Origin of the sequence: Pseudomonas sp. CM25, from assembly GCF_013179705.1 — a bacterium.
Classification (GTDB): Bacteria; Pseudomonadota; Gammaproteobacteria; order Pseudomonadales; family Pseudomonadaceae; genus Aquipseudomonas.
Genome location: NZ_JABMCW010000020.1, coordinates 14,696 through 33,427 on the forward strand (window position 1 = coordinate 14,696; position 18,732 = coordinate 33,427).

16 protein-coding genes and 2 pseudogenes are annotated in these 18,732 nt (G+C 63.3%); 14 read left to right on the plus strand and 4 right to left on the minus strand.

The features are described 5' to 3' along the window. The first annotated feature begins 176 nt into the window (after nucleotides 1–176). From HP546_RS04080 to HP546_RS04120, 9 genes are all read left to right on the plus strand, one after another. Nucleotides 177–2,063: a DUF1302 domain-containing protein gene (locus HP546_RS04080; RefSeq protein WP_172219986.1), complete on the plus strand. Its 1,887-nt coding sequence runs from the start codon at nucleotides 177–179 to the stop codon at nucleotides 2,061–2,063. 25 nt (nucleotides 2,064–2,088) lie between these two features. Beyond that, nucleotides 2,089–3,453 (plus strand): DUF1329 domain-containing protein, encoded by a 1,365-nt coding sequence (locus tag HP546_RS04085; RefSeq protein ID WP_172219988.1) that lies wholly within the window; start codon nucleotides 2,089–2,091, stop codon nucleotides 3,451–3,453. A gap of 234 nt (nucleotides 3,454–3,687) precedes the next feature. Further along, nucleotides 3,688–6,405, plus strand: coding sequence for a LuxR C-terminal-related transcriptional regulator (locus HP546_RS04090; protein WP_172219991.1), 2,718 nt, complete (start codon nucleotides 3,688–3,690; stop codon nucleotides 6,403–6,405). Between the two features lie 159 nt (nucleotides 6,406–6,564). After that, nucleotides 6,565–8,172, plus strand: coding sequence for a tetratricopeptide repeat-containing response regulator (locus HP546_RS04095; RefSeq protein ID WP_172219994.1), 1,608 nt, complete (start codon nucleotides 6,565–6,567; stop codon nucleotides 8,170–8,172). Then, a complete protein-coding gene (locus HP546_RS04100) occupies nucleotides 8,169–8,861 on the plus strand; it encodes a sensor histidine kinase KdpD (protein WP_172219997.1) in 693 nt (230 codons plus the stop codon). The genes HP546_RS04095 and HP546_RS04100 overlap by 4 nt, the downstream gene beginning before the upstream one ends. A gap of 168 nt (nucleotides 8,862–9,029) precedes the next feature. Next, entirely contained in the window at nucleotides 9,030–9,308 is a 279-nt protein-coding gene (locus HP546_RS04105; protein ID WP_218584436.1) for an AbrB/MazE/SpoVT family DNA-binding domain-containing protein, read from the plus strand. Next, complete coding sequence (locus HP546_RS04110) at nucleotides 9,305–9,652, plus strand: type II toxin-antitoxin system ChpB family toxin (RefSeq protein WP_172220003.1); 348 nt, start codon at nucleotides 9,305–9,307, stop codon at nucleotides 9,650–9,652. The genes HP546_RS04105 and HP546_RS04110 overlap by 4 nt, the downstream gene beginning before the upstream one ends. Nucleotides 9,653–9,670: 18 nt before the next feature. After that, a complete protein-coding gene (locus HP546_RS04115; RefSeq protein WP_172220006.1) occupies nucleotides 9,671–10,315 on the plus strand; it encodes an MBL fold metallo-hydrolase in 645 nt (214 codons plus the stop codon). Between the two features lie 109 nt (nucleotides 10,316–10,424). Then, nucleotides 10,425–11,147 (plus strand): OmpA family protein, encoded by a 723-nt coding sequence (locus HP546_RS04120; RefSeq protein WP_172220009.1) that lies wholly within the window; start codon nucleotides 10,425–10,427, stop codon nucleotides 11,145–11,147. 34 nt (nucleotides 11,148–11,181) lie between these two features. Here the strand turns inward: HP546_RS04120 and pta are convergent, their stop codons facing one another. After that, on the minus strand, nucleotides 11,182–13,269 hold the full coding sequence (gene pta, locus HP546_RS04125) for a phosphate acetyltransferase (RefSeq protein ID WP_172220012.1): 2,088 nt from the start codon (nucleotides 13,267–13,269) through the stop codon (nucleotides 11,182–11,184). 31 nt (nucleotides 13,270–13,300) lie between these two features. Then, entirely contained in the window at nucleotides 13,301–13,603 is a 303-nt protein-coding gene (locus HP546_RS04130) for a DUF3565 domain-containing protein (RefSeq protein WP_172220036.1), read from the minus strand. Between HP546_RS04130 and HP546_RS04135 the strand changes: the two genes are divergently transcribed. Then, complete coding sequence (locus HP546_RS04135; RefSeq protein WP_172220015.1) at nucleotides 13,602–14,087, plus strand: peptidylprolyl isomerase; 486 nt, start codon at nucleotides 13,602–13,604, stop codon at nucleotides 14,085–14,087. The genes HP546_RS04130 and HP546_RS04135 overlap by 2 nt on opposite strands. A gap of 145 nt (nucleotides 14,088–14,232) precedes the next feature. Further along, nucleotides 14,233–14,715: a glutathione peroxidase gene (locus tag HP546_RS04140; RefSeq protein WP_172220018.1), complete on the plus strand. Its 483-nt coding sequence runs from the start codon at nucleotides 14,233–14,235 to the stop codon at nucleotides 14,713–14,715. A 78-nt stretch (nucleotides 14,716–14,793) separates the two neighbouring features. Here HP546_RS04140 and HP546_RS04145 read toward each other — a convergent pair whose 3' ends face one another. Further along, entirely contained in the window at nucleotides 14,794–15,984 is a 1,191-nt protein-coding gene (locus tag HP546_RS04145; protein ID WP_172220021.1) for a glycosyltransferase family 1 protein, read from the minus strand. A gap of 306 nt (nucleotides 15,985–16,290) precedes the next feature. Here HP546_RS04145 and HP546_RS31730 point away from each other — a divergent pair. Then, nucleotides 16,291–16,890: pseudogene (locus HP546_RS31730) on the plus strand (PAS domain-containing protein); the annotation flags it as partial. Between the two features lie 228 nt (nucleotides 16,891–17,118). Further along, nucleotides 17,119–17,478 (plus strand): annotated as a pseudogene (locus HP546_RS31735) (methyl-accepting chemotaxis protein); the annotation flags it as partial. A 112-nt stretch (nucleotides 17,479–17,590) separates the two neighbouring features. Here HP546_RS31735 and cysZ read toward each other — a convergent pair. Beyond that, nucleotides 17,591–18,319, minus strand: a complete 729-nt coding sequence (cysZ, locus tag HP546_RS04155; RefSeq protein WP_172220027.1) for a sulfate transporter CysZ — start codon at nucleotides 18,317–18,319, stop codon at nucleotides 17,591–17,593. Between the two features lie 329 nt (nucleotides 18,320–18,648). Here cysZ and HP546_RS31285 point away from each other — a divergent pair. Continuing rightward, nucleotides 18,649–18,732 (plus strand): hypothetical protein (locus HP546_RS31285; protein ID WP_256678424.1); only part of this gene is annotated, 84 nt, incomplete at its 3' end.

Genomic DNA, 18,732 nt, shown 5'->3' on the forward strand with positions numbered 1-18,732 from the left:
GAGGGATCAAGCGCCTGTGCCTTGCTGGCTATAGTCGGGGCCAGGGGATTTTCAGGAAGGGGGAGGGCGGCATGCGCAACACATGTCGCCGCGGGCGCAAGCCTGCATACCGGTCGCACGGGCCGTTTCTGAAAGGACTCACTGCCATAACAAAAAAAGTACATGGAGTAGCGTCGATGAAATCTGCAAACCTGTTCTGGCGCCGGGCCAAGCTGCCCCTGGCCGTCAGCCTTGCTTCCACGCTCGCAAGTCCTGCTTTCGCTGTCAGTTTCAACATCGGTGAAATCGAAGGCCAGTTCGACTCGTCGCTCTCCATTGGCGCCAGTTGGTCGACCGCCAACCCCAACAAGAACCTGATCGGGGTGAACAACGGCGGCAAGGGCCTGTCGCAGACATCCGACGATGGCCACCTGAACTTCAAGAAAGGCGAGACCTTTTCCAAGATCTTCAAGGGCATCCATGACCTGGAGCTGAAGTACGGCGACACCGGCGTGTTCGTGCGCGGCAAGTACTGGTACGACTTCGAACTCAAGGATGAAAGCCGCGAGTTCAAGGACATCAGCGACTCCAACCGCAAGGAGGGCGCCAAGTCGTCCGGCGCCGAACTGCTCGACGCCTTCGTCTACCACAACTACGCCATCGGCGATCAACCCGGCTCGGTGCGCTTCGGCAAGCAGGTGGTGAGCTGGGGTGAAAGTACCTTCATCGGCGGCGGCATCAACTCGATCAACCCCATCGACGTGTCGGCGTTCCGCCGCCCGGGGGCCGAGATCAAGGAAGGCCTGATCCCGGTCAACATGTTCTACATCTCGCAGAGCCTGACCGACAACCTGTCGGCCGAAGCCTTCTACCAGCTCGAATGGGACCAGACGGTCGTCGACAACTGCGGCACCTTCTTCTCCCAGCCAGACATCATCGCCGACGGCTGTACCGACAACCTGCGCGTGCTCAACAGCAGCCGGGCGGTGCCTGCCGCGGCGCAGCAGTTCCTCGCCACCCAGGGCGTGAACATCAACGAAGAGGGCGTGATGGTGCGCCGTGGCGCCGACCGTGATGCGCGGGACAGCGGCCAGTTCGGTGTGGCCATGCGCTACATGTTCGAGCCGCTGGACACCGAATTTGGCGCGTACTTCATGAACTATCACAGCCGTGCGCCGATCTTCAGCGCCACCGGCGCCCCGGCGTCGGTGTTCTCCGGCATCGCCGGCCTGCCGGCACAGCTGCGTGCGCTGGCGCCGCTGATCGTGGCGGGCAACTCGCAGTACTTCGTCGAGTACCCCGAAGACATCCGCCTGTACGGCTTGAGCTTCTCTACCACGTTGCCAACCGGCACGGCCTGGAGCGGTGAGGTCAGCTACCGGCCCAACGCCCCGGTGCAGTTGAACACCACCGATATCCTGTTTGCCGGTGTTCGTCCACTGGGCGGTGCACTGACCAACGCTTCGCTGCTGGCGGGCACGCCCGGCCAGGACCTGCACGGCTATCGCCGCAAGGAAATCACCCAGTTCCAGACTACCCTCACGCACTTCTTCGACCAGGTGATGGGCGCCAGCCGCATGACCGTGGTGGGCGAGGTGGGCGTCACCCACGTCGGCGGCCTGGAGAACGCTCACGACACACGCTACGGTCGCGATCCGGTATTCGGCCCCGGCCCGCTGCCAGCCACCGGCGGTGCAGACACCTGCCAGGCACTCAATGCCAGCACCATCGCCGGTGCCGGTGCAGGTGCCTCCACCACCAACCTGAACCGCAAGTGCGAGAACGACGGCTATACCACCAGCACATCCTGGGGTTACCGCGCGCGTGTCATCTGGGACTACAACGACGTGTTCGCCGGTATCAACCTGAAGCCGAGCGTGGCCTGGTCGCACGACGTGTCCGGCTATTCGCCTGGCCCGGGCGCCAACTTCGAGGAAGGCCGCAAGGCTGTCAGCCTGGGTCTGGATGCCGAATACCAGAACACCTACACGGCGACCCTGTCGTACACCAACTTCTTCGACGGCAAGTACAGCACCGTGGATGACCGCGACTTTGTCGCCCTCAGCTTCGGCGTGAACTTCTAAGCACTCAGATCCAGGACGACACGACATGAACAAGACCAGAAGTCTGCTGCAAGCCGGTGTACTGGGCCTGTCCCTGCTGGCGACCAGCGTCATGGCTGCGGTATCCGCCGACGAGGCGGCCAAGCTGGGCAGCACCCTGACCCCGATGGGCGCGGAAAAGGCCGGCAATGCCGATGGCTCGATCGGCCCGTGGGAGCCATTGTCCAAGACTGCGGGCAGTGTTGACGGCAAGGGCTTCCTGTCCGACCCGTATGGCAGTGAAAAACCGCTGTTCACCATCACCGCGCAAAACGCCGAGCAGTACAAGGACAAGCTCTCGCCAGGCCAGCTGGCGATGCTCAAGCGCTACCCCGACACCTTCAAGATCCCGGTATTCAAGACCCACCGCGGCTCCACCGCGCCTGCCGACGTGTTCGCCGCCATCAAGGCCAACGCCACCAAGGCCACCCTGGTGGAAGGCGGCAACGGCCTTAACGACTTCCGCACCGCCGTGCCGTTCCCGATCCCTAAAAGCGGCCTGGAGGTGATCTGGAACCACATCACCCGCTACCGCGGTGGCAGCGTCAGCCGCCTGGTGACCCAGGCCACGCCGCAGCAGAACGGCTCTTTCAACCCGGTCTACTTCTCCGACCAGTTCGTCTTCCGCGACAAGATGAAGGACTACGACCCGAACAACCCGGGCAACATCCTGTTCTACTTCAAGCAGGAAGTGACTGCACCGGCGCGCCTGGCCGGTACCGTGCTGCTGGTGCACGAAACCCTCGACCAGGTAAAAGAGCCGCGCAAGGCATGGATCTACAACGCCGGCCAGCGTCGCGTGCGCCAGGCGCCGCAGGTGTCGTATGACGGCCCGGGCACCGCTGCCGATGGTTTGCGCACCTCGGACAACCTGGACATGTTCAACGGCGCGCCAGACCGCTACGACTGGAAGCTGGAGGGCAAGAAGGAGCTGTATATCGCGTCCAACGCCTTCAAGCTCGATGACCCCAAGCTGAAGTACACCGACATCATCAAGGCCGGGCACATCAACCAGGACCTGACCCGTTACGAGCTGCGCCGCGTCTGGCACGTGGTCGCAACCCTCAAGCCGGGCCAGCGGCACATCTACGCCAAGCGTGACTTCTACATCGACGAAGACACCTGGCAGGCGGCGGTGATCGACCAGTACGACGGCCGTGGCCAGCTGTGGCGCGTTTCCGAGGCACACGCCCAGCCGTACTACAACGTGGAAGTGCCGTGGTACACCCTGGAAACCATCTACGACCTGCAGTCGGGTCGGTATCTGGCCCTGGGCATGAAGAACGAAGAGAAGCGCGCCTACGACTTCGGCTTCAGTGCCAGCAAGGCTGACTTCCAGCCTGCAGCGCTGCGCCAGTCGGGTATTCGTTGAGCCCTGCCTGACCCAACAACGCCCCGGCTTGCCGGGGCTTTTTTTATGGTCTGGCAATAAACCTGCTGAATACCTCGCCAAACCCCCGCCCCAGCCCCTGTCCATCAGCCATGTTGCTTTTTGTCGCAGTCTTTTCCAGGGCAATTGTTCCCATCATCTTCAAATGCGCAGCGTTACCCGCTAGTCTCGCAAGCATTCATATCGCCGTAGTCTTCCAACCGGAACGAGAAGGCCATGACAGATCTGTCCCGTACGCATGGATTCGCCAGCCAGGCCCTGGGCCTGCTGGACGGGCGTTTCTTCCGGCCGCCGCTGCCGGACGGCCATGTGCCGCGCCTGCGTTTGTGTCAGCGCTTGCACGCCGGCCTTGCTGGCCGGCTGCTGCTGGTCAATGCCCCGGCAGGTTTCGGCAAAAGCTCCCTGGCCATCGAGTTTTGCGAAGCATTACCTGAGCATTGGCGCAGCTTGTGGCTGGGCCTGAGCCAGCGCGATGCCGACCCTGGCCGCTTTCTCGAGCGCCTGCTCGAAGGCTTGCAGCAGTACTGCCCGGCGCTGGGCGGCCAGGCCATGGGCCTGCTGAAGATGCGCCAGCGGCATCAGCCGTTCGCCTTCGAGGAGTGGCTCGACGGCCTGCTCGACGAGCTCGCGCTCTACCTGCAAGCCGATACGCCGTTGCTGCTGGTGCTGGACGACTACCACCTGGCCCAGGGGCCGGTGCTCGACCGCTGCCTGCAGTTCTTCCTCAACCACTTGCCTCCCGGCCTGGTGTTGCTGGTCACCAGCCGCCAGCGCCCGGACTGGCACCTGGCACGCCTGCGCCTGTCCCGGCAACTGGTCGAGCTCAACGAACAGGACTTGCGCCTTACTGCCGAAGAGTCGCTGGCGGTGATTGGCCGCCAGCCCACCGGCTTGCGCGGCCAGGCCCTGGACAACCTGATCCAGCGCAGCGATGGCTGGGTTGCCGGTTTGCGCTTCTGGCAACTGGCGGCCAGCGAGAACGCTGACGAGCAGGCATTGCCCCAGGCCCTGCACGGTGGCGAAGGCCTGATCCGTGACTACCTGCTTGAAGAAGTCATCGACATGCTGCCTGCCGAGGTCCAGGCCTTCCTGTATGAAACCGCCTGCCAGGAGCGTTTCTGCGCCGCCCTTTGCGACGCCCTGCGCGCGCGTCACGACAGTGCCGCAGTGCTGCGTTTCCTGCAGGCGCATCAAGTGTTCCTGGTGCCGCTGGACGAGCATGGCCACTGGTTTCGCTACCACCACCTGTTCTCCGACCTGCTGCGCAGCCGCCAGGCCAGCGAACCGCTGTCGGGCCTGCACCTGCGGGCCTGTCGCTGGTTCGAAGCCCAAGGCCTGCTGGACGAGGCGGTGGAGCAGGCACTGCGTGCCGGCCACCTGGATGTCGCCGCCGACCTGGTGCAGAGCTTGTCCGAAGAGCAACTGCTGGCCGAACAGAATGTCGGTATGCTGCTGCGCTGGAAGATGGACCTGCCCGACAGCCTGCTGATCAGCACGCCGCGGCTGATCGTGCTGTACAGCTGGGCGCTGGGCCTGGCTTGCCAGCTGGACGCGGCCGAGGACCTGGCCGGTTACCTCAGCCGCTTCCTGCCCGCGCCATCGGCAACCGCGCAAAAGTCCATGCTGGCGCAGTGGCTGGCGCTCAGTGGTGTCATCGCCCGGGGGCGGGGCGACCGCGAGCTGACCCTGGCCTATTGCGGCGAAGCGCTGCAGAGCCTGCCGAACAAACGTTATGGCCAACGCCTGGTCTGCCTGTCGACGCTGTCCAACCTGGCCATTGCCGATGGAGACTTCTGGCGGGCCCGCGGCTGGAACCGCGAGGCTTTGGAACTGGCCCAGCGGGTCGGCAACCCGCTGTTCGAGGCGCTGGCCCATTACGACCGCGCGCGGGTGCTGCACGCCCGTGGCGAAGTATTGCGCGCGCTTGACGAAGTGCGCCAAGGCTTGCAGCGCCTGCAAGGGCTGTCGGCGCAGCGGCTGTATGCCGTGCGCGCGCGCCTGACGCTGTACGAGGGCTATCTGCTGGTCTCGCGCCTGCAGCCAGCCCAGGGCCGTGCGCGCCTGCGCGCGGGGCTGGGCGAGGCGCGGGCCTGCCGGGATATCAGCGTGCTCATCGGCCACTGCGTGATTGCCACGCTTGACGGCCGGGAGGGGCATTTTGCCGAGGCCTTTGCCGAACTGGCCGAGGCCGAACGGCTGATGCACATCTGGGATGTGCCGCCGGTGTACTACCTGGCCATGATCACCCTGGTCAAATGCGAGCTGTGGCTGGCCCAAGGGCGCACCGACCTTGCCGAGTCCTGGCTGCTGCGCCTGGGCCAGACCTATGGCGGCGAGCAACCGGCGGCGGCGCCGGAGTTCCACCCGCTGCTGCCATTGCACATCGAATTGCAGCAGGCGTTGCTCGAGCGTGTCCAGTCACGCCGTGATGAGGCCGTTCAGCGTCTGGCGGCCCTGGTCGAGCGTGGCCAGGCCAGTGGCGGCATGATGCTCACGGTCAGTGCCTTCAGCCAGTGGCTCGTGCTGTTGCTGGACGAAGGCCGGGAAGGGCAGGCCGTGCAATTGTTGCCAGGGTTGCTGGAGGCCGCCCAGGGGGGCGTACTGCAGCCTTTCCAGCCCCTGCTGGAGCGGCACCCGCAGTGGCTGCAGGAGCAGTTGCAGGTTACTGGGGCTTGTCCCGTAAGGGCAGAGCTGCTCAAGCGTTTGCCGCCGCTGCCAAGTGTGGGCCCCGGCAGCAGCGAGGCCCTCAGCGGCCGTGAACTGGCTGTGCTCGAGCTGATTGCCCAGGGCTGCTCCAATCAGCAGATCAGCGAGCGGCTGTTCATTTCGCTGCATACCGTGAAAACCCATGCCAGCCATATCAACAGCAAGCTCGGGGTGGAGCGTCGCACCCAGGCGGTGGCCAGGGCCAAATCCCTGGGGCTGCTGGTGTGAGGCTGGTCGTGCGGGGCATTGCCCGCTAAAGTGATGGCTTGGCGCCATGGTTTGTGGCCCGCAATGCTCTACCCTCATCTTTCCCGACCAGCTGCCGATACAGCGATCGGTGGCATCGCCTCGCGCGATTTTTCAATCATTCCAAGGCAGGTCGTGTTGATGCTGCAGTACGGGCAAAAGAGCTTTCTGATCGTCGACGACTTTACCGACTTCCGCACGTCGACGCGTTCCATGCTGCGCGAGTTGGGCGTGCGCGATGTGGACACCGCCGACAGCGGCGAGCAGGCGCTGCGCATGTGCGCGCAAAAGCGCTATGACTTCATCCTGCAGGACTTCCACCTGGGCGACGGCAAGAAGAACGGCCAGCAGGTACTCGAAGACCTGATCATCGACAAGCACATCAGCCATGAGTGCGTGTTCATCATGGTCACTGCCGAGAGCAGCCAGGCCATTGTCCTCAGCGCCATCGAGCACGAGCCCGATGCCTACCTGACCAAGCCGTTCAACCGGGTTGGCCTGGCCCAGCGTGTCGAGAAGCTGTTCCAGCGCAAAACGCTGCTGAAGCCGATTCTGCAGGCACTGGACCGCAATCGCCCGGCCGAGGTGCTGGCGGCCTGTGCCGAGCTGTGCAAGAAGGACCCGCGTCTGGCGCCGCTGTGCCTGCGCTACCGGGCCGATGCCCTGCGCAACCTCAACCGTTTCGACGAGCTGGAAAAATTCCTCAAGGCTATCCTGGCCAGCCGTCCGCAGCCGTGGGTGTACACGGCGCTAGGCGCGCTGATGCACAAGCGCGGCCAGAATGCCCAGGCCCAGGGGGTTTACGAGCAGGCGCTGAAGGCGTTCCCGATCATGCCAGCCCTCTACGATGGCATGGCCGAGGTACTGGTGGCGCAAGGCGAAACCAGGCGCGCGCAGAACCTGCTTGAAGAAGCCGTGCGCCTGTCACCGCTTTCGGTGCGTCGGCAGTCGAAGCTGGGCAAGCTGGCGCTGGAGAACGAGGACTTCGAGAGCGCGTCGAAAGCGTTCCGCCATGCCGTCAACCAAGGCCAGAGCTCGCGCTACAAGGATGCCGAGAACAACCTTGGCCTGGTGCAGGCGCTGATGAGCAAGAACGCAGGCTTTGGCCTGGACGCCCGTACCCGGGTAGAAATCAACACCACGCTCAGCGAGGTGGCCAAGGAAAACCCCGAAGACCAGGGCTTGCAAGTGCGTGCGCGGATGATGAAGGCCGCCAGCCTGCAGCAGGCCGGCGACCCGGAAACCGCCGGCAAACTGACCGAACAGGCGATCCAGCGCCTGGACAAGATGAATCAGTTCTTCTCGGTCGATTCAGCCCTGACCGTTGCCGCGCAGTTGCAGGCGATGGGGCAGGAGGCCGCCGCAATCGGCGTGCTGAAAAGCTGTGTGGAAAGTTATGGCGATGACCCCAAGGTCATGGAAAAAGTGGGCAAGCTGACCGACGACCCCAACGTGCTCAACGCCATTACCGAAGCGGTCACCCTCAATCGCCAGGGTGTGCGCAGTTACCAGGGAGGGCAGCTCGGCGAGGCGTTGCAGTTGTTCCGCAAGGCGCTGGGTTTGCAGCCGAAGAACATCAGCATTGCCCTCAACACCGCCCAGGCGCTGCTGCGCATCGGTGGTGACAACCCTCAGCCGGCGATCATGCAGGAGTGCCGCGACGCCTTGACCAGCGTGTCCGGTATCCCTGGCAGCGACAACCGCTATGACCGTTACCGCAAACTGCACATCCGAGTGTTCGGCGCATGAATCAAGACAATCAGGGGCTGGATTTTTCCACGGTGATCGCCTCCACCGTGCACGACCTGAAGAGTTCCCTGGCGGCGCTGATCCAGTCCCACAGCCAGTGGGTCGAACGGTTGCCCGAGGAACTGCGCGGGGGGGCCGAGCAGGGCATCATGGAGCACGAGTTTCGCCACCTCAACGGCATGCTGGTGCAGTTGCTGGGGCTGTACAAACTGGGTGTGAACCAGTTGCCGGTGTGCCCGGACTACCACGAGCTGGACGACTTCATCGAAGCACAGCTGGCCGCGCACCAGGAAGTGCTGAAGCACAACGACATCCTCGCCACCTGGCGCATCGATACCGACAACCCGCTGGGCTTCTTCGACCGCGAGCTGGTGGCTTCGGTAATCGCCAACGTCATCACCAACGCCACCCGCTTTGCCGGCCACGCCTTGCTGATCACCATTGAAGAAGCAGACAACCAGCTGGCCATTTGCGTCAACGATGACGGCCCAGGTTATCCACAGCGCATGCTCGAGCGCCAGGAGGAGTACATCCAGGGCATCGACTGCACCAGCGGCAGTACCGGGCTGGGGCTGTATTTTGCGGCGCGGATTGCGGCGCTGCATGAAAGCAGCGGGGTGCGCGGGCGGATCGAGATTTCCAATGGCGGAGCACTTGGGGGCGGGTTGTTCAGGTTGTTCCTGCCTTGAACATGACGGACATGGTGTTTCGAATGTTTTCAGTTGGAAACTCATTTCCCAAGGTGATGTAAGGCATTTCCTTCACGTGATTGCAGGGCTTCTATCCTGAGCCGCCGAATGACAGTGTAGATACTACGTCTCTACATTTCGCTTGCAATCATCTGGAGGGTTTCTACTATGTATCTACCTTGGGAGATACTCATGCAAATCAAGATTCAGCAGTGGGGCAACAGCGCCGCCATCCGCTTGCCCGCCGCAGTGCTCAAACAGATGCGACTCGGTGTCGGTTCCACCCTGAACCTGGACGCAACGGGTGAGGCGCTGGTGCTTAAGCCCGTCAGGTCAAAACCTAAGTACACCCTTGAAGAGTTGATGGCACAGTGCGACCTGAACGCACCGGAGCCAGAGGATTTGGCTGTCTGGAACGCTATGCGCCCAGTAGGGCGTGAAGTGTGAAGCGGGTCAAGTTTGCAAGGGGCGATATTGTTCGCGTCAACCTCGACCCTGCAGCTGGGCGAGAGCAGCAGGGCATAGGGCGACCTGCACTAGTGCTCACTCCGGCAGCTTTTAATGCAGCAGGCCTGGCTGTGATCATCCCTATCACCCAAGGAGGTGGTTTTGCGAGGCATGCAGGTTTCGCTGTCACGCTCAGCGGTGCGGGAACGCAAACGCAGGGTGTGATGCTCTGCAACCAGATACGCACAGTGGACCTTGAGGCCCGCCTCGCCAAACGCATTGAGTCGGTACCCGAGGTTGTCATCCTTGATGCATTGGCTCGCGTGCAAACCCTATTCGATTAAACGGTTTTCGTATTTATCATGCAGAATCCATCGCCTGCCCTCATTCGCGAAACCTTCCCCGTAGGCCCCTTGCAGTGCAACTGCACACTCATCGGCGACCCGCTGACCAAAAAGGCCATCGTCGTCGACCCGGGCGGTGACCCGGAGAAGATCCTGGCCCGCCTGCAGGTACACGGCCTGACGCTGGCAAGCATCATCCATACCCACGCGCACTTCGATCACTTCCTCGCCTCGGGCAAGCTCAAGGCGCTGACCGGCGCCACGCTGCACCTGCACAAGGATGACCAGAGCCTGTGGGACAACCTGGAGATGCAGTGCCAGATGTTCGGCGTGCCGTACACGCCGGTACCGGCCCCAGACCACTGGCTGGCTGATGACGAGGAGCTGGCCTGCGGGTGCGGCGTGGCTTTGCATACGCCAGGCCACACCCCGGGCTCGATGAGCTTCTGGTTCGCCGACGCCAAGCTGCTGATCGCCGGCGATACGCTGTTCCGCCGTGGCATTGGCCGCACCGATTTGTGGGGCGGCGACCAGCGGGCTATCGTTCGTTCGATCAAGGAGCGGCTGTACCGGCTGGACGAAGAAGCCATCGTGGTGACCGGCCATGGGCCCGATACCCGGCTGGGTGACGAGATGCGCGAAAATCCCTTCGTGCGTGCGTGATGGCCGGTGAAAAAGCTTTCACGGAATTTTTCGTCGCCCGAGCGTTCCAAGGCTGGCATAGATCCGATTGCGATCTGCCGCATTTATGAATTTCAGTAGGAGCTTGTCCATGTTCACCATGCGTCGCCTGATTATCGTCGCAACTGCCGCGGCCCTGATGACCGGCTGTGCCGGCCAGAACCCTTATGACAACCAGGGTCAGGCGCAGGGCTCCTCGGGGATGAGCAAGACCGCCAAATACGGCGGCCTGGGCGCGCTGGCCGGTGCAGTCGCCGGCGCCGCCATCGACCACAACAACCGTGGCAAGGGTGCACTGATCGGCGCCGCCGCGGTGGGTGCCGCCGCCGCCGGCTATGGCTACTACGCCGACAAGCAGGAAGCCGCACTGCGTGCGCAAATGGCCAACACCGGTGTGGAAGTGCAGCGCCAGGGTGACCAGATCAAGCTGATCATGCCGGGCAATATCACCTTTGCCACCGACTCGGCCAACATCGCGCCAAGCTTCTATCAGCCGCTGAACAACCTTGCCGGTTCGTTCAAGCAGTTCAACCAGAACACCATCGAAGTGGTCGGCTTCACCGACAGCACCGGCAGCCGCCAGCACAATATGGACTTGTCTCAGCGCCGTGCACAGGCAGTCAGCGCCTACCTGACTTCGCAGGGTGTGGATGCCTCGCGTCTGTCGGTGCGTGGCATGGGCCCGGACCAGCCGATCGCCAGCAACGCCGACGCCAACGGCCGCGCGCAGAACCGCCGTGTGGAAGTCAACCTGAAGCCGATTCCGGGCCAGCAGTATGACCAGCAGCAAGGCCAGGTTCAGCAGTACCCCTGATTGATCCGCGGGGCTGCAACGCAGCCCCGGCTTGTTAGCGCACCACGCTGGCCTGGATGGCCGTCAGGGCAATGGTGTGCACGATGTCGTCCACCTGAGCCCCGCGCGGCAAGTCGTTCACCGGCTTGCGCAACCCCTGCAACATCGGCCCCAGGCTGACCCCGTCAGCACTGCGCTGCACAGCCTTGTGCGTGGTATTGCCCGTATTCAGGTCGGGGAACACGAACACCGTGGCCCGCCCGGCCACCGGGCTACCCGGCGCAATTTCCCGTGCAATGGCCGGGTTCGCTGCCGCGTCATACTGCAACGGCCCGTCGATCAGCAGCGCTTGCGTCGCGCCCTGTGCCAGGCGTGTCGCTTCGCGCACTTTCTCGACCTCTTCGTCGCTGGCCGAATCGCTTGAATAACTGATCATCGCCACCCGCGGCGCGATGCCGAAAGCCTGCGCCGATTCGGCGCTCTGTCGGGCAATCTCGGCCAGTTCGGCAGCGCTCGGATGCGGGTTCATCACACAGTCGCCGTACACCAGCACCTGCTCGGGGAACAGCATGAAGAACACCGACGACACCAGGCTTGAGCCCGGCGCGGTCTTGATCAGCTGCAGGGCAGGGCGGATGGTATTGGCGGTGGAATGCACCAGGCCGGAAACCAGGCCGTCCACTTCGTCCAGGGCCAGCATCATGGTGCCGATCACCACCGGATCTTCCAGTTGCTGCTCCGCCATCGGCGCATTCAGGTTCTTGCTCTTGCGCAGCTCGACCATCGGCTCCACGTAACGCCCGCGAATCAGCTCAGGGTCGAGGATCTCCAGGCCGGGCGGCAGGGTGATGCCTTGGGCGCGGGCCACAGCGTCGACATCTTCGGGCTTGGCCAGCAGCACGCAGCGGGCAATGCCACGGGCCTGACAGATGGCGGCAGCCTGAACCAGCAGTGGCTCGGCGCCTTCGGGCAGGACGATGCGCTTGTTGGCCTGTTGTGCACGCTGGATCAGCTGGTAGCGGAACACAGCCGGTGACAGGCGCAGTTCCCGCGGGGTGCCGCAGCGCTGGTGCAGCCACGCCGCGTCGAGGTGGCTGGCGACGAAGTCGGTGATGAACTCGGCGCGCTCGCGGTCGTCCACCGGGATTTCACGGTTCAGCGAGTTGAGCTGGTTGGCGGTGTCGTACGAGCCGGTGCTGACCGACAGGATCGGCAGCCCGGCCTGTAGGGCACCGCGGCACAGGCCGAGGATGCGCGAGTCGGGCTTGCTGTCACTGGTCAGCAGCAGGCCGGCCAGCGGCACGCCATTGATTGCTGCCAGGCTGACGGCGAGGATGATGTCGTCGCGGTCGCCCGGGGTTACCACCAGGGTGCCCGAGGTCAGCAGCGGCACCGTGTTGGCCACCGTGCGCGCGCAAATGATGATCTTGCTCATGCGCCGTTGCTCGTAGTCGCCGGCATTGAGCACCTGGGCGCCAAGCAGGTCTGCCACGTCACGGGTACGCGGGGCGTTCAGTTCCGGCTGAAAGGGGATGCAGCCGAGCAGGCGGAAGTCGTTGCCGCGCAGCAAGGGCGAGTGCTCGCGCAGGCGCGTGGCGAAGTCTGCCATGGTTTCATCGGTGCGCACTTTGTTGAGGATCACCCCGAGCACCTTGGGGTCGCGCGGGCCGCCGAACAGCTGTGCCTGCAGTTCAACCCGGCCAGACAGCTCGCTCAGCACTTCGTTTTCCGGTGCCGACACCAGGATAACTTCGGCATCCAGGCTTTTGGCCAGGTGCTGGTTGACCCGCGCCGCATAGCTGGCATGCCGCGTGGGCACCATGCCCTCGACCACCACCACGTCATTGCCGACGCAGGCTTGCTGGTACAGGCGGATGATTTCTTCCAGCAACTCGTCCAGCTGGCCGTCGCCGAGCATGCGCTCGACCTGGCCCAGGCTCAGCGGCACGGGGGGCTTGATGCCGTGGGTACGGGCCATCAGTTCGGTGGAGCGTTCTGGGCCGGTGTCACCCGGGTGAGGTTGGGCGATCGGCTTGAAGAAGCCGACCTTCAGGCCGGCGCGCTCCAGGGTGCGCACCAGGCCCAGGCTGATCGAAGTCAGGCCGACACCGAAGTCGGTCGGCGCAATGAAAAAAGTCTGCATGCGTGCTTCTCGAAATAAGCGGTGCAAGAAATTAACGGCCAAGGGTAGCGCTATCGGCCCCTTGTGCGCACCAGCCGCAAGCGAAAGGTTGGCCGATGTGCTGCGCGCGCAGTACTGGGTCGAGTACCCACGGCCTGGCCTGCCACGGCGGCTGATGCCGCAGGTGCTGGGTGTGGCCGCACGACAGTTCGGCCACCCAATGGCCTTCATCGTCCTGATGGAAGCCGGTGATCCGACTGATGGGCCGTTGCTCGTCCGCAGCGCGTTCGCAATCGGGCGATGGCTTGGTTACACTTGTCCGCTCTACATTCTTTTGCAAAAGGTCTTGCCCCATGCTGATCGCCGCCAACAAGGCTGTCTCCATCGACTATACCCTGACCAACGACGCCGGGGAGACCATCGACAGCTCCGCCGGTGGTGCGCCGCTGGTTTACCTGCACGGTGCCGGCAACATCATCCCGGGCCTGGAAAAAGCCCTGGAAGGCAAGCAGGCCGGTGACGAGCTGAACGTTTCCATCGAGCCGGAAGACGCCTACGGCGAATACCTGGCCGAACTGGTCAGCACCCTGAACCGCAGCATGTTCGAAGGCGTCGACGAGCTGGAAGTGGGCATGCAGTTCCACGCTTCCGCGCCGGACGGCCAGATGCAGATCGTCACCATCCGTGACCTGGACGGCGACGACGTCACCGTTGACGGCAACCACCCACTGGCTGGCCAGCGCCTGACCTTCCAGGTCAAGGTAGTTGACGTGCGTGATGCCAGCGAAGAAGAAATCGCTCACCGTCACATCCACGGTGAAGGTGGCCATCACCACTGATTTTCTGCGCTAAGCTCAGAAAGTCGCCAGGCGCTCGGGCAAACCGATTTGCCTTCCTTCGGGAGGTAGACGGTTTGGACGGGCGCCTTTTTAGTGGGCGGAATTCGCCTGCGCGGCAACCGGGAATCTGAGAGGGGATTTCATCATGAGTGCATTTCACGACCTGAAACTGGACAGGCTGGACGGTGGCGAGCTGCCCCTTGCACCGTTCAAGGGCCAAGTGGTGCTGGTGGTCAACGTTGCCTCCAAGTGTGGCCTGACGCCGCAATACAAGGCGCTTGAGAACCTCTACCAGGATTACAAGGACAAAGGCTTCAACGTGCTTGGCCTGCCGTGCAACCAGTTTGCCGGCCAGGAGCCGGGCAGTGAAAAGGACATTCAGGAATTCTGCAGCCTCAACTACGGGGTGAGTTTTCCGTTGGGGGCCAAGCTGGAAGTGAACGGGCAGGGCCGCCATTCGCTGTATCGCCTGCTGGCGGGTGAAGGCGCCGAGTTCCCAGGCGACATCACCTGGAACTTCGAGAAGTTTCTGGTGGGCAAGGACGGGCGGGTGCTGGCACGCTTTTCGCCACGCACGGCGCCGGATGATCCGGCAGTGGTGCAGGCGATCGAGAAGGCGCTGGGCTGATAAGCCTGCTCCGTATCAAGGCTGCCAGGTGCCTGGCACGGGATCTTCAGTGCCTGTGAGATCGAGCGCCACTCGATTTCACTGGCGCTGAAAACCCTGCGTCGAACCCCCAGCCTGAACACCGCTTCGACGGCAAGCACTGAACAAAAACCCCTCAAACTGCTCGACAATCCCCGGCCAGCCCTGACGACTGGCATGCTGCCGGGCATTCAACCGCACCCGGCGCAACGTTTCCTCTTCCTCCAGCAACCAGCCAGCTGCATCGATGAACGCCGCCTGATCCCCCGGCATGGCCAACGCGCCGCTGTGGCCGTGGCGAATATGCTGCGCTGCCGCCGCCTCGTCATACGCCACCACTGCCAGCCCTGAGGCCATGGCCTCAAGTACCACATTGCCGAAGGTCTCGGTCAGGCTCGGGAACAGGAACAGGTCACCGCTGGCATAGTGCTCGGCCAGTACCTCCCCGCGCTGGGCGCCGCAGAAAATCGCATCCGGCACCTGCTGCTCAAGCGCGGCGCGCTGCGGGCCGTCACCCACCACGACCAGGCGCAGGCGTTTCTGTGGATAAGTCTTCTGCAATGCCTCCAGGCAAGGGCGCAGCAGGCCCAGGTTCTTTTCCACCGCCAGCCGGCCGACATGCAGCACGGCGATGTCTTGCGGGCCTAGGCCCCAGCTTTCACGCAACGCCAGATTGCGCCGGGCCGGGTTGAACAGGCAGGCATCCACACCTCGGGCCAGCAGTTCCAGGCGTTCGAAACCACGGCGCTCCAGTTCCAGGCGTTGGCTGAGGCTAGGGACCAACGTGCTGGCCGTGCGCCGATGGAACCAGCGCAGGTAGTGCGTGAGCAGGCGCGCCAGCAGCCCCAGGCCGTACTGGCCGGAGTACTGCGGGAAGTTGGTGTGAAAGCCGCTGACCACGGCAATCCCCAGGCGCCGGGCCGCGCGCAGCGCGCTGAGCCCCAACGGCCCTTCGGTGGCGATGTACAGCACATCCGGGCGCTGTCGCCGCCAGCGGCGCAACAGCTTGTGCATGGACACCTCGCCCCACTGCAAGCCCGGGTACCCAGGCAGGCCCCAGCCACGGCACAGCATCAGCTGCGGGTCGTTGTGCACGGGCCCTTCACCGGCCTGACGCGGCCGCACCACCTCGACTTCATGGCCACGCTGGCGCAACCCTTCACTCAGGCGGCCAAGGGTATTGGCCACGCCGTTGATCTCGGGCGGGAAGGTTTCGCTGACCAAGGTGATACGCAGGGCGGGTGTATTCATGACAAAAAGTTTCCGCCTGCGGGGTTGCGTGAATGTGACTGCCATGTGACGTACTGATGACGCCTGACCAGCAACACGCTGCGCCTTATGAATATTTCCTTTTATGGCACTCAAGAAGGTGTCCCTGGCAGCCGATGAAGATGCATTCGACTACCGATGCGCTCCAGGAGTGCGGTGATGTTCAACAACAAGCTCAAGCAAGAAATCCGGCAGCTGCGCGAAGACCTGATGTCCATCGAACAGGTCAAGAGTAGCCTCGACAGCGAAATGCTGGTGCTGCAGCTCGACCCCCAGGGACGGATCGAGATGGTCAATGGCAACTTCGAGAGCGAGATGCTCTACCGCGCCGATCAATTGCTTGGACGCAGCATCGAGGACATCGTCCCCGCCCATGTGAAGTCGCTGGACTTCTACCAGCGCATGAAAAGCGCGATCAGCCGTGGCGAACACCTCAATGGCGCGTTCCGCCTGCTGCGCGGCAACGGCCATGAAGCCTGGTTGCGGTCGATCCTGCAGCCGGTCAAGAACAGCGAAGGGCGCATCAAGTACTTCACCATGCACTCCAGCGACCTTACCCGCACCATCGAGACATCCCGCGAGCACGAAAGCCTGATCAAGGCATTGATGCGCTCTACCGGCGTGATCGAATTCGACCTCAACGGCACCATCCTCACCGCCAACGAGCGCTTCCTGGCTGCGGTCGGCTACCGCCTGGAGCAGATCCGCGGCAAGCACCACCGCATGTTCTGCGAGCCGGAGGAGGCCAACTCGGTCGGCTACCAGGCGTTCTGGGACAAGCTGCGCCGTGGCGAATACGTTGCCGACCGCTTCAAGCGTATCGATGCCCATGGCCGGGTGATCTGGCTGGAAGCATCGTACAACCCGCTCTTCGACGCCCACGATGTGCTGTACAAGGTGGTCAAGTTCGCCACCGTGATCACTGACCAGGTCAATCAGGAGCAGGCCGTGGCCGAAGCGGCAGACGTGGCCTACAACACCTCGCTGGGCACCGATGCCAGTGCGCGCAAGGCCACTGCTGTGGTGACCCAGAGCGTCAGCGTGATGCGTGGCCTGGAAGCCTCGATGCAAGAGGCGGCCGAGGGGATCCAGGCGCTGGACACCCAGTCCCGGGTGATCGGTTCGATCATCAAGACCATCAGCGACATCGCCGGGCAGACCAATCTGCTGGCGCTGAACGCAGCCATCGAAGCTGCCCGCGCGGGCGAGCAGGGCCGGGGGTTTGCCGTGGTTGCCGACGAAGTGCGCCAGCTGGCTTCGCGCACCAGCACCGCGACCGAGGAAATCGCCCGGGTGGTGCAACAGAACGAGCAACTGGCCCAGGCGGCGGTATCGATCATCGATACCAGCAAACGCCAGGCCGAGCAGGGGTTGGCGCTGGCCGATGAGACCGGCAGCGTGATTGTCGAGATTCAGGACGGGGCGAAGCGGGTGGTGGATGTGGTCGGGCAGTTTTCCAGCCGGTTGGGGCAGTAGCAGCCAAGTAACCGGGGCCGCTCTGCGGCCCATCGCCGGCAAGCCGGGCTCCCACACTTACGGCATAGCCCTCAAGTTCTGCAGGGCCCAAGTGGGAGCCTGGACGCTGTACTCAGTTGCGCTCGCGCACCCAGAACAACGTAGCCCCGGCCACCGCCGCCGGCATCATCAGCACGTTCACCCCCGGAATCATCAGCGCCAGGTAGGTGATGCCGCCAAAGCCCAGCGACTGCCAGCGTTTTTGCCGCAGCCAGGCGAGCATGTCCTGCCAGCTCATCTTGTTGTTGTCTGCCGGGTAGTCGATGTACTGGATGGCCATCATCCATACCCCGAACATCAGCCACAGCGGCGCGGCGATTACATTGACTACCGGGATGAGCGAGAGGATGAACAGGCCGATGGCCCGTGGCAGGAAGTAGCCCAGCTTGCGCATTTCGCGGCTGAAGGTGCGTGGCACCATGGCCGCCAGCTCACCCCAGCTGAACGCCGGGAAGGTGTCTTCGCCACGTACCACCACCTCGACCTTTTCTGCCAGGAAGCCATTGAACGGTGCGGCAATGATGTTGGCCACCAGCGTGAAGGTGAAGAACACCATCAGCACCAGCAAGGCAACGAACAGCGGCCAGAGTATGTAGCTGAGGAAGCTCAACCAGTCTGGCAGCGTCGGCATCAGGGCATCCAGCCACAGGCTGAACTGGTGCCCGGCGAAGTAGACCATGCCACCGAACAGCAACAGGTTGACCGCCAGCGGCAGCAGCACGAACAACCGCAGGTTGGGGCTCAGCACCAGTTTCAGGCCTTCGCGAAGGTATTGGGGGCCAGAGAGGACAGGGGCTTGCATCGAGGTACTCCGCAAAGAAGGAAAACGCGCTGACCTTACCGAGTTTGCCGCGCCGACGAAAGGCGGGCAGCCAGGGGGAAACCGGCTGTAACAAAAGCGCCAGGCATTGGCAGTCGATGAAATCACGGCATAGAGGATGCCTATGAGGTGGATTGTCGAAGGATATTTCCTTAATCTTTGCGACCTCGCTACAGTGCGCTCAACTTTCCGCTTTCCGGGCCTGTGCGTTGTAGCCTTCCCCAAGTGCTGCGTGGGCCCCTTTTAATTTTCCAGCTGGCGCAGCCGGTACACCGATGCCGGCCCTGCGGCCCGCTCGACAGGAGTTCGACATGTCTGAAGTACGTCATTCGCGCGTCATCATTCTGGGTTCCGGCCCTGCCGGTTACAGCGCTGCGGTGTATGCCGCCCGTGCC